This is a genomic window from Streptomyces sp. IBSBF 3136, from assembly GCF_036815105.1.
Classification (GTDB): Bacteria; Actinomycetota; Actinomycetes; order Streptomycetales; family Streptomycetaceae; genus Streptomyces.
This window is the reverse complement of sequence record NZ_JAJSZC010000251.1, coordinates 1-10,741: the sequence shown is the minus strand read 5'-3', so window position 1 is coordinate 10,741 and position 10,741 is coordinate 1. Positions and strand designations below refer to the sequence as shown.

6 protein-coding genes and 1 pseudogene are annotated in these 10,741 nt (G+C 71.8%); 5 read left to right on the top strand and 2 right to left on the bottom strand.

Annotation, left to right across the window (positions count from 1 at the left end; translation table 11 throughout):
* The 4 genes from V7E45_RS34680 to V7E45_RS34665 all read left to right on the top strand — a co-directional run.
* Positions 1-652 (top strand): VWA domain-containing protein (locus tag V7E45_RS34680; RefSeq protein WP_333778225.1); only part of this gene is annotated, 652 nt, incomplete at its 5' end.
* Between the two features lie 136 nt (positions 653-788).
* A complete protein-coding gene (metG, locus tag V7E45_RS34675) occupies positions 789-2,504 on the top strand; it encodes a methionine--tRNA ligase (protein ID WP_333778224.1) in 1,716 nt (571 codons plus the stop codon).
* A gap of 20 nt (positions 2,505-2,524) precedes the next feature.
* Entirely contained in the window at positions 2,525-3,220 is a 696-nt protein-coding gene (locus tag V7E45_RS34670) for a hypothetical protein (RefSeq protein ID WP_333778223.1), read from the top strand.
* Positions 3,221-3,410: 190 nt separating this feature from the next.
* Positions 3,411-6,485, top strand: a complete 3,075-nt coding sequence (locus V7E45_RS34665) for an FG-GAP repeat domain-containing protein (RefSeq protein ID WP_333778222.1) — start codon at positions 3,411-3,413, stop codon at positions 6,483-6,485.
* Positions 6,486-6,666: 181 nt separating this feature from the next.
* On the opposite strand, the gene aspS is transcribed toward V7E45_RS34665, so the two are convergent.
* Positions 6,667-8,430 carry an aspartate--tRNA ligase gene (gene aspS / locus V7E45_RS34660; RefSeq protein ID WP_333778221.1) on the bottom strand — a complete coding sequence of 588 codons (1,764 nt, stop codon included), beginning with the start codon at positions 8,428-8,430 and terminating at the stop codon, positions 6,667-6,669.
* Positions 8,431-8,607: 177 nt separating this feature from the next.
* Between aspS and V7E45_RS34655 the strand changes: the two are divergent.
* Positions 8,608-9,461, top strand: a pseudogene (locus tag V7E45_RS34655) (ATP-binding protein).
* On the opposite strand, the gene V7E45_RS34650 reads toward V7E45_RS34655, so the two are convergent.
* Positions 9,431-10,477 (bottom strand): AI-2E family transporter, encoded by a 1,047-nt coding sequence (locus V7E45_RS34650; protein WP_333778220.1) that lies wholly within the window; start codon positions 10,475-10,477, stop codon positions 9,431-9,433. The pseudogene V7E45_RS34655 and the gene V7E45_RS34650 overlap by 31 nt on opposite strands.
* Positions 10,478-10,741 lie beyond the last annotated feature (264 nt).

The window sequence follows — 10,741 nt, the reverse complement described above, 5'->3', positions numbered from 1 at the left end:
CACCAAGATCAAGTCCCGCACCCCATCCCTCACCACCGCCTACAAGGCCGCGGCCACCACCCTCAAGAAGACCGACCTCACCGGCGCCCGAGCGAAGCTCTACCTCGTGCTCGACCGCTCCGCGAGCATGCGCCCGTACTACAAGGACGGCTCCGCCCAGGCCCTCGCCGACCAGACCCTCGCCCTCGCCGCCCACCTGGACCCCGAGGCCACCGTCCACGTCGTCTTCTTCTCCACCGAGGTCGACGGCACCACCGACCTCACCCTCGACGCGGACCACGAGACCAGGATCGACGACGTGCACGCCGGCCTCGGCCGCATGGGCCGTACCAGCTACCACGCCGCCGTGGAGGCGGTCCTCGCGCACCACGAGAAGAACGCGGACCCCGCCGCCCCCGCCCTGGTGATCTTCCAGACGGACGGCGCCCCGGACGCGAAGACCCCCGCCACCCAGTCCCTCACCGAGGCCGCGAAGAACCACCCCTCGGTGTTCTTCTCCTTCGTCGCCTTCGGCGAGCACGACAACAAGGCCTTCGACTACCTGCGCAAGCTGAAGACCGACAACACGTCCTTCTTCCACGCGGGCCCCACCCCGCGCGAACTCACGGACGTCGAGCTGTACGAGGGCGTACTCGCCGTATGGCGCCCGTGACCTGCCGTAACAGCGCGTAGCTCCCCGCACAAACCGTGCCGCCCGCTTCTCACCCCGTAAAACGGAAGCGGGCGGCATACACACGTCGGCTACGATTTCAAGGTTCGTACCCGTAGCGACCTGGGAGCAGCCCCCGATGGCTCGACACCTCATCACCAGCGCCCTTCCGTACATCAACGGGATCAAGCACCTGGGCAACATGGTGGGGTCCATGCTCCCGGCGGACGTGTACTCCCGGTACCTCCGCCAGCGCGGCCACGACGTCCTGTACATCTGCGCGACCGACGAGCACGGCACCCCCGCCGAGCTGGCCGCCAAGGAGCAGGGCCTCGCGGTGGACGCGTTCTGCGCCCAGGCGCACGACGCCCAGAAGGCCGTCTACGACGGCTTCGCGCTCGCCTTCGACTACTTCGGCCGCAGCTCCTCCGCGGAGAACCGGGACATCACCCAGCACTTCGCCCGCAAGCTGAACGAGAACGGCTTCATCGAAGAGCGCGCCATCCGCCAGGTGTACAGCCCGGCCGACGGCCGCTTCCTGCCGGACCGCTACGTCGAGGGCACCTGCCCCCACTGCGGCTACGACAAGGCCCGCGGCGACCAGTGCGAGAACTGCACCCGTGTCCTCGACCCCACGGACCTGATCGACCCCCGCTCGGCGATCTCGGGCTCCACGGACCTGGAGGTCCGCGAGACCAAGCACCTCTTCCTCCTGCAGTCCAAGCTCCAGCACGAGGTCGAGGAGTGGGTCTCCCGGCACGAGGAGGACTGGCCGCAGCTGGCCTCCTCCATCGCCCGCAAGTGGCTGACCGAGGGCCTGCACGACCGCGCCATCACCCGTGACCTGGACTGGGGCGTCCCGGTCCCGGCGGACACCTGGCCGGAGCTGGCGGCCGAGGGCAAGGTCTTCTACGTCTGGTTCGACGCCCCGATCGAGTACATCGGCGCGACCAAGGAGTGGGCGGACCAGGACCCGGAGAACCGCGACTGGAAGTCGTGGTGGTACGACGTGGACACCGAGGTCCGCTACACCGAGTTCATGGCCAAGGACAACGTCCCCTTCCACACCGTGATGTTCCCGGCCACCGAGCTGGGCGTGCGCGAGCCGTGGAAGAAGGTCGACTACGTCAAGGCGTTCAACTGGCTGACGTACTACGGCGGCAAGTTCTCCACCTCGCAGAAGCGGGGCGTCTTCACCGACCAGGCCCTGGAGATCCTGCCCGCCGACTACTGGCGCTACTTCCTGATCGCCAACGCCCCGGAGTCGGACGACTCGTCCTTCACGTGGGAGCACTTCACGGCCACGGTCAACAAGGACCTCGCCGACACCCTCGGCAACTTCGTCAACCGTGTCCTGTCCTTCTCCCGCAAGCGCTTCGGCGACGACGTGCCCGACGGCGGCCGCCCGGGCGAGGCGGAGACCCGCCTCGGCGAGGAGATCGCGACGCTCCTGGCGGAGTACGAGTCGCACATGGAGACCCTCCAGTTCCGCAAGGCGGCCGCGGCCCTGCGCGCCCTGTGGTCGGCCGGCAACTCCTACCTGGAGGAGAAGGCCCCCTGGCTGGAGATCAAGACCGACAAGGACGGCGCCGCGCTCACCCTGCGCACGGCGATGAACCTGATCCACCTGTACGCGGTGGTCTCCGAGCCGTTCATCCCGGCGACGGCCAAGGTCATGCGGGAGGCGTTCTCCCTGGAGAACGACACCGCGGCCTGGGTGACCACGGACGAGGCGAAGGCCCTGACCTCGGTCCCGGCCGGCACCCCGTTCACCGTCCCGCCGGTCCTGTTCGCGAAGCTCACCGACGAGGACCTGGAGGCGTACAAGGAGCGCTTCGGCGGCACCGAGGGCTGACCACACGCTGTAAGGAAGTCGTGAACCTCCCCACCCCCCACCACCGCCTCCTCTCCGACGTCGTCGGCGTCGGCGGTCCGTTCGGGCTCGTGCTCGCCGGTGGCTACGCCTTGCAGGCGCACGGTCTGCTCGAACGTCCCCACGCGAACGTCGACTTCGCCACCGAGAGCCCCAAGGCCATGGACCGGATCGCCGGTGCCGTCGGCGCGGCCCTGGAGGCGCGGGGGCGGCTGGTGCGGGCCGGGAGGACCACCGAGCGGACCGCGGAGCTGACGGTCACGGACCCGCCGAGCGGCGAGCCCTGCACCCTCACCCTGCACAAGGAGACGTTCTGGCAGCCGCCCGAGCTGACCGCGTACGGCCCCGCGCTCTGCGTCGAGGACGCCGTCGGCACGAAGATCCGGGCCCTGTACGACCGGGGCGCCGCCGTCGACCTGATCGACGCGCAGGCCGCCGCCACCCGCTTCTCCCTGCCGGACCTGGAGGAACTGGGCCGCAGGCACGCCCACGACCCCTTCGACCTGCCCACCCTCCAGTCCCGCCTGACGGGCACGGACTTCTACTCCGCCGTGGAGTTCCTGCGGTACGGGCTGGACGAGCCGCGCGTCGCCGCCCTGCGCGCCTGGGCGCAGGCCTGGTCGGACGACATCGCCGAGCGGCTGCTGGAGGACGGCGCCGCTCCCGAGGACGAACCCGATCCCGGCACGGGCGAGTGACCCCGGCCCGCCACACGGTCCTTCAGTCGCACCTTCGCCCACCCGAGCCCCCGCGCCTTCACCCACCCCTTCCCCAAGCCCGGTAAAAGGCCCGGTAAAGGCCCTGATAGGGTCCGCTCACTTGGCGAGGGCGGGGGCCCTCGCGGGGAGGGAACCTCACGTGGGCAGACACGCCCCTAGACGGCGCGGCATGGCCGCGGCCGTCTCCTCGTTCGCGGTCGCCGTGGCGGCCGTGTCCGCCGCCGTCCTGCCGGGGAGCGGCGCCTCGGCCGATCCGGCCGCCCCGGCGGCCGGTACCACCGAGATCACACTGACCGACCCCAGCTCCACCCGTCCGCGCACCGACCGGCCCCTGGTCGCCGGCGCGAGCGGATTCCTGCACCGGCAGAGCGGGATCGCCGGACTGCTGTGGACGGACTACTCCGCCGGCACCACCGTGGTCGTCGGCACGGCGGACGGCGCCTACGCGCCCGCCGGCGTGTGCGAGAACCTGGGCTCGACGACCTGCCCGGAGGCCTGGTACGGCTCCGACGGCGACCTGGTCGCGCTGCCGGAGGCCGGGTCCGTGGCCCTCTGGGACCCGGCGACCCGGACGACGTCGGCCTTCACCTCCGACCAGGCGTACCGGGGACTGGCCGGGCGGACCGTGATCACCGAGCGGGCGCTGCACGACCGGGTGGACGGCACGTGGCGCTCCCGCGCCATCGCGCCCGCGGGCACCCGCGTCACCTCGGGTGCCGTCAAGGCCGCCGACGCGCACGGCGCGCTGTTCCAGGTGGGCACCGACCTGTACCACCTCGACGCCGACACGGCCGTGGCCACTCAGGTGTTCGACGCCGTGGGCGCCCGCCCGGTCACCGTCATGAGCGACGACCGCGTCGGCGTGTACGACCTCGGCTCCGGCGACCTGCGCCTGAAGTCGCGCACGGACCCGGGCGGCGCCGAGCAGGTGCTGGACCTGCCCTCGCCGGGCGGCTACCTGGAGGGTGCCCCGGTCCTCGTCGGCGACTGGCTGCTGCTGCCGCTGTCCGGCGGCATCGGCAGCGGGACCGGCGTCCGGCTGACCGCGGTGTCCCTCACCGACGGCTCGTCGCAGACCCTGCTGGCCAAGGCCGGCGCGTACGCGGTGCACGCGTCCGGCGACAGCGCCCTGGTCACCGGCGGCACCGACGCCACCGACTGGTGGACCCGGCGGGTGAGCCGCTCCGCCGACGGCTCGCTGACCCTGACGAAGGAGGCGCAGGTCCCGGCGCCGGAGAACGCCAAGACGGGCCTCGCGCTCAGCCGGGGCAGTCTGCGGGTCGCCGAGGACGACCCGAGCGGCACCATGGACACCACCTCGGTGCGCACGCTCGCCACGACCGGGGGCCGGCTGACCGCCTCCGAGCCGCAGGCCGGCGACACGATCAGCCCCGTGTGCCCCTACGCGGGCGCCGACTGCTCGGTGCTGTGGGGCAACAGCGGCGACGGCCCGCGCGACGCCTTCCTCAGCACGTTCTACGACGGCGGCGAGAGTGAAGCGGACCGGCTGGTCGCGATGAACGACGGCTCCTCCGACCACACCCTGGAGTTCCGCACCCGGGGCGGCGCCATCGTCGACGTCTCCGACGACTACGCCGTCTACGACTCCGGCGGGGCCTCCCCGGCGCAGTACGTCGGCGAGTTCGGGCAGGGCCAGAAGCTGAAGCGGTCCGTGCGCGCCGCCGCGCTGAACGGCTCGACGCTGTGGAGCGCCACGACCACCGCCGGCAAGCTCACCCCGTACGACCTCGCCACGGACCGCACGGGGGCCACGGTCACCGTGCCCGGCCTCGGCTGTGTGCCGGACGAGCTGCAGGCGGCCGGGCGCTGGGTGTACTGGGCGTGCGGCGGCGGCTCGGCGGGCGTGTACGACACCAAGGCCGGCACGTCCCGCGCGGTGCCCGGTGGCGACGTGCTGCTGGGCGACGGTTTCACCGTCCGCCACGACCACGCCGCCGACACCCTGGTCCTGACCGAGGCGGCCACCGGCTCCACCCGGGTGATCGCCGAGGCCGTCCAGGACACCGGCCTCGCCGTGGACCGCCGCTTCAAGTGGACCGTGGACGAGTACACGGGCCTGGTCGCCTGGACCGACCTGTACGAGCGGACGCACATCGCCACCACCGGCGTCACGCCGTCGGCCGTGACGGCCTTCGAGTCCGAGGCGTCGGGTTATGTGGACCCCGGCATGCGTTTCGAGGGCTCATGGCTGCTGTCCCGCCCGGTCACGTCCTGGTCGGCGACGTTCACCTCCGTGCAGAGCGGCCCGACGGGCAGGATGACCCACACGATCACCGGGGGCGCGTCCTCGGCCCGGGTGGCGACGGACTGGTACGGCACCACGGCCACGAACGTCCGTTTCCCCAACGGGGAGTTCACCTGGACCCTCAAGGCCACCGGCACCGGCACCGCCGGCGCGGTCACCGTGGCGACCGGCGAGGGCTTCCTGGCCCGGGGCGCCGCCGTGCGGCACGACTTCACCAGCCCCGACGGCCCGGACGGCCGGGGCGACCTGCTCACGCTCAACTCCTCGGGCGGGCTGACCTTCCAGGCCGGTACCGGCACGGGCGGGTTCGGCGACAAGACCACCGGCACCGGCTGGGCGACGAGCGTCAGGGCCGTGCCCTTCGGCGACCTCGACGGCGATCGCTGCAACGACGTGCTGGTCCGGCTGAGCAGCGGCGCCCTGCGCCTGTACAAGCCGGGCTGTGGCAAGGCGGTCACCCCGAAGACGTCGTACACGACCCTCGCGAGCAGCGGCTGGACCCAGTACGACGTGCTGACCTCGCCCGGTGACGTCACCGGCGACGGCCGCCCCGACCTGATCAGCCGTGCCGCCTCCACCGGCACCGTCTACCTCCACAAGGGCACGGGCGACGGCAGGCTGGCGGCCCGCGTGAAGCTGTACGACAACTGGAAGGGCTACAAGAAGGTCATCGGCGCCGGCGACCTGAACGGCGACGGCATCGGCGACCTGCTCGCCCAGGACAAGGCGAACACCCTCTACCGGTACGACGGCCGGGGCAACGGCACCTTCGCGGCCCGTGCGAAGGTGTTCGCCGACTGGGGCGCCTCGTACGACGCGGTGGTCGGTGTCGGCGACCTCACCGACGACGGCAGGGCCGACCTGGTCTCGCGGGACAGCGGCGGCAACGTCTACCGCAACAGCGGTGACGGCAAGGGCTCCTTCGGCGCCCGCACGAAGATCGCGACGGGCTGGGGCGGTTACAAGTCCCTGTCCTGACGCCTCGGATCACCACGGGAGCGCCGTACGACGGGTCAGCTCCCGGTCTCCCGCGTTTCCAGGGGTCTCGGTCGTGGGCCGGGACCGTAGGGACGGAAGCCGTCACCGGGCCCGGAGACGGCTGTGCGCGCCGATCGTCGAGAGCGAGTCAGGACAGATCGGCGCGCACGGGCACCCGGTACTACTTCGGCTGCGGCTTCCTGATGCTCAGGTGCAGCTCGCGCAGACGGGACTCGTCCAGCTCGGTCGGGGCGCCCATCATCAGGTCCTGGGCGTTGCCGTTGAGCGGGAAGGCGATCGTCTCGCGGATGTTGGGCTCGTCCGCGAGGAGCATGACGATGCGGTCCACGCCCGGGGCGATGCCACCGTGCGGCGGGGCGCCGAAGCGGAACGCGCGGAGCATGCCGGCGAACTTCTCCTCGACGGTCTCACGGTCGTAGCCCGCGATCTCGAAGGCCTTGAGCATGATGTCCGGCTCGTGGTTCCGGATCGCGCCGGAGGACAGCTCGACGCCGTTGCAGACGATGTCGTACTGCCAGCCGAGGATGTCCAGCGGGTCCTGGGTCTCCAGGGCCTCGAGACCGCCCTGCGGCATCGAGAAGGGGTTGTGCGAGAAGTCGATCCCGCCGGTCTCCTCGTCCTTCTCGTACATCGGGAAGTCGACGATCCAGCAGAAGCGGAAGACACCCTCCTCGAAGTGGCCGGCGCGCTTGGCGGCCTCCACCCGGACGGCGCCCATGATCTTGGAGACCTCGTCGTACTCGCCCGCGCCGAAGAAGACGGCGTGGCCGGGGGCCAGGGCGAGCCGCTTGGTCAGCTCGGCGACGTTCGCCTCGGTCAGGAACTTCGCGATCGGGCCGGACAGCGAACCGTCCTCGGCCACACGCACCCAGGCCAGGCCCTTGGCGCCCTGCTCGACGGCGTACTCGCCCAGCTGGTCGAAGAACTTGCGGGGCTGGGCGGAGACGTCCGGCACCGCGAGGGCGCGCACGTGCTTGCCCGCGAACGCCTTGAACTCCGAACCCTCGAAGACATCGGTGATGTCCACCAGCTCCAGCTTGGCGCGCAGGTCCGGCTTGTCGGAGCCGTACTTCAGCATCGCCTCGCGGAACGGGATGCGCGGGAAGGGGGAGGTGACGTGGCGGCCGCCGCCGAACTCCTCGAACAGCTCGGTCATCAGCTTCTCGACCGGCTGGAAGATGTCCTCCTGCTCGACGAAGGACATCTCGATGTCGAGCTGGTAGAACTCGCCCGGCGAGCGGTCGGCGCGGGCGTCCTCGTCGCGGAAACAGGGCGCGATCTGGAAGTAGCGGTCGAAGCCGGAGATCATCAGCAGCTGCTTGAACTGCTGGGGGGCCTGCGGCAGGGCGTAGAACTTGCCGGGGTGCACCCGGGAGGGGACCACGTAGTCACGGGCGCCCTCGGGGGAGGTGGCGGACAGGATCGGCGTCGCCATCTCGTTGAAGCCCATCACCGCCATCTTCTGGCGCATGGCCGAGATGACCGCGGTGCGCAGCATGATGTTGCGGTGCATGCGCTCGCGGCGCAGGTCCAGGAAGCGGTACTCCAGGCGCCGCTCCTCGTTGACCCCGTCCTCGCTGTTGATCGTGAAGGGCAGCGGAGCGGCCGCGCCGAGCAGCTCGACATCGGCGACCTCGACCTCGATCTCGCCGGTGGGCAGGTCGGGGTTCACGTTCTCGGTTCCACGTGAAACAACCTGGCCGTCGACGCGGACCGTGGACTCCTTGGAGATCTTGTCCAGGGCCTCGTAGGCGGCCGTGCCGGGACGGGCCACCAGCTGCGTGATGCCGTAGTGGTCGCGCAGATCGATGAAGAGGATGCCGCCCAGGTCGCGCCGATTGTGCAGCCAGCCACTCAGCCGGACGTCGGTGCCGACGTCAGAGGCGCGGAGCTGGCCGCAGGTGTGGGACCTGTACCGATGCATCGTCGTTCATCGTCCTTCGTGGTGGGGTGATGAGTGCCGGAGCTCCCGCTCCGGCGGGGGCCGGGCACGGGGCCCGGACCCATCAAGGGTACCGGGCACGCCAAGATCGGCTCCCCACCTTTTCCCCGGCGCTCCCCGCGGTGGCACCGATCGATCGGATCTTCCTGAAGTGGGGCAATGCGTACGGGCGAGCCGCTGCCGTCCGTAAATGACGTCCTCGCCGCCCTCGCGACGGGATTGTGGCACTGGGACACGGCTTCCGGCCTGGTCACCGTGGACGCGGAGGCGGCGCGACTGCTCGGGCTGCCCGCGCGCACGACCACCCTCACGGAGGCGCACACTCGGGCCCGGCTCCACCCGGTCGACTGGAACGAGATCACCGGCGTGATCCGGCTGGCGGTCGCCGAGGGCACCCTGGCCGAGGTGCGCATCCGAATCATGGACGAGCAGGGGCGGGTGCTGCGGGTCGTGCGCAGCCGCTCGAAGCCGTCCTACGACCCCGAGCGGCACAGCTACGAGCTGACCGGAACCCTCCAGGAGGTCACCGAACCGGCCCCGGGCACGGCGGCGGGCCGCAGCGCGGTCACCGGGGACTGGCGGCGCTCCCGGCGGCCGTCCGGCCCGCGGTGCGGCGCACGGCGCTGTCGGTGGCGCAGGACGAGCCCGAGCGGATCGCGGAGGCCCGCCGGCACCTGCGCGAGCTGCTGCACGACTGGGGCTCGGCCGACCAGGTGGACTCCGCGGTGCTGCTGGTCTCCGAGACGGTCACCAACGTCCTGGTGCACACCGACGCCGACGCGCTGCTGCTCGCCGAGGTGACCGGGGAGCCGGGCGGGCGCCGGCTGCGGCTGGAGGTCACGGACGCCGGTGACGACCTCCCGCACAAGCGCCGGCCGGGCGAGCTGGCCTCCTCGGGCCGCGGCCTGGTGCTGATCGAGCTGCTCGCGGACGCGTGGGGGGTGGAGCCGCGGGGCCGCGGCAAGAGCATCTGGTTCGAGCTCTACGAGTCCGACGGCTCGGGCGCCGCGTGACGTGAGCGCAGTTCCTGTACGACACCGAAGGCGGCGGCGGTCAGCGGCACCGAGAGCAGCATGCCGAGGATCCCCGCGACGGAGGCGCCCGCGGTGATCGCCAGCATGACCACCGCCGGGTGCATCTGCACGGTCCGGCTCTGGATGACGGGCTGGAGCACGTGTCCCTCCAGCACCTGGACCGCGAGCACCACCCCGAGCGCCCACAGCGCGATGACGAAGCCGCGGTCGGCGAGGGCGACCAGCACGGCCACCGCGCCGGAGATGAAGGCGCCGAGGTAGGGGATGTAGGCGAAGACGAGGACGAGCGCGCCGAGGCCGACCGCGCCGGGTACCCGCAGGATCAGCAGGCCGACGGTGATGCACACGGCGTCGATCAGGGCGATGAGGGTGGTCCCCCGCATGAACCCCTCCACCGCCGTGAAGGCGCGCCGGGCGACGGCCTCCGCGGTGTCGGCCGTGCCGCCGGGCGCGACGGCCCGCAGGAGGTCGACGGCGCGATGGGAGTCGCGGAGGAAGAAGAAGACCAGCAGCAGCGCGAGCACGGCCATGGCGATGCTCTCGCCGACCACGCTGACACCGCTGATGACGTTGGAGGCCGCGGTCCCGCCGAACTCGCCGAGCAGCTTGCGTGAGTTGGCGGCGAGGTCGTCGAGGCCGGTGCCGGCGGAGCCGAAGTGCCGGGTGACGGCCTGGGCGGCCTGCCGGAGCGAGGCGATGATCTGGTCGCCGGTGTCGATGAGCGCGGCGACGACGATGTAGACCGCCCCGCCGACGACGGCCACGACTGCGACGCAGGTCAGCCCGGCCGCGAGCGAGCGCTGCACCCCCGCCGCCACCATCCGCCGGTACAGCGGCCCCAGCAGCGCGGTCCCCAGCAGGGCGAGCAGCACGGGAACCACGGCCGTACGCAGCTCCCCGCACAACCGCACACCGACCCACCCGACCCCGGCGACGAGCAACACCACCGCACACCAGGCGGCCAGACGACGGACAGGCTCGGAGAGCGGCGGCACACCCCCAGCTGATCACGCCCCTTCCCGACTGTCCTGCGACGGCCCTCCGACCGGGTGAGACACCGGGCGTCGGCCGGGGGCGCGTCCGCCGTCGAGGGCCGCCCCGGCGGTACGTGCGCCGCTGCCCGGGCCGCCAGTGCGTTCGCCGCCGGCACAGGCCCCGCGCGGGACCCGAACGGGCCCCGGACGACCGTCGCCCGGTCCCGCGTGGGCGGGCCGGGCGGCGCCCATGAGGCTCCGCCCCCCGCTGCCAGCCGGGGTGCA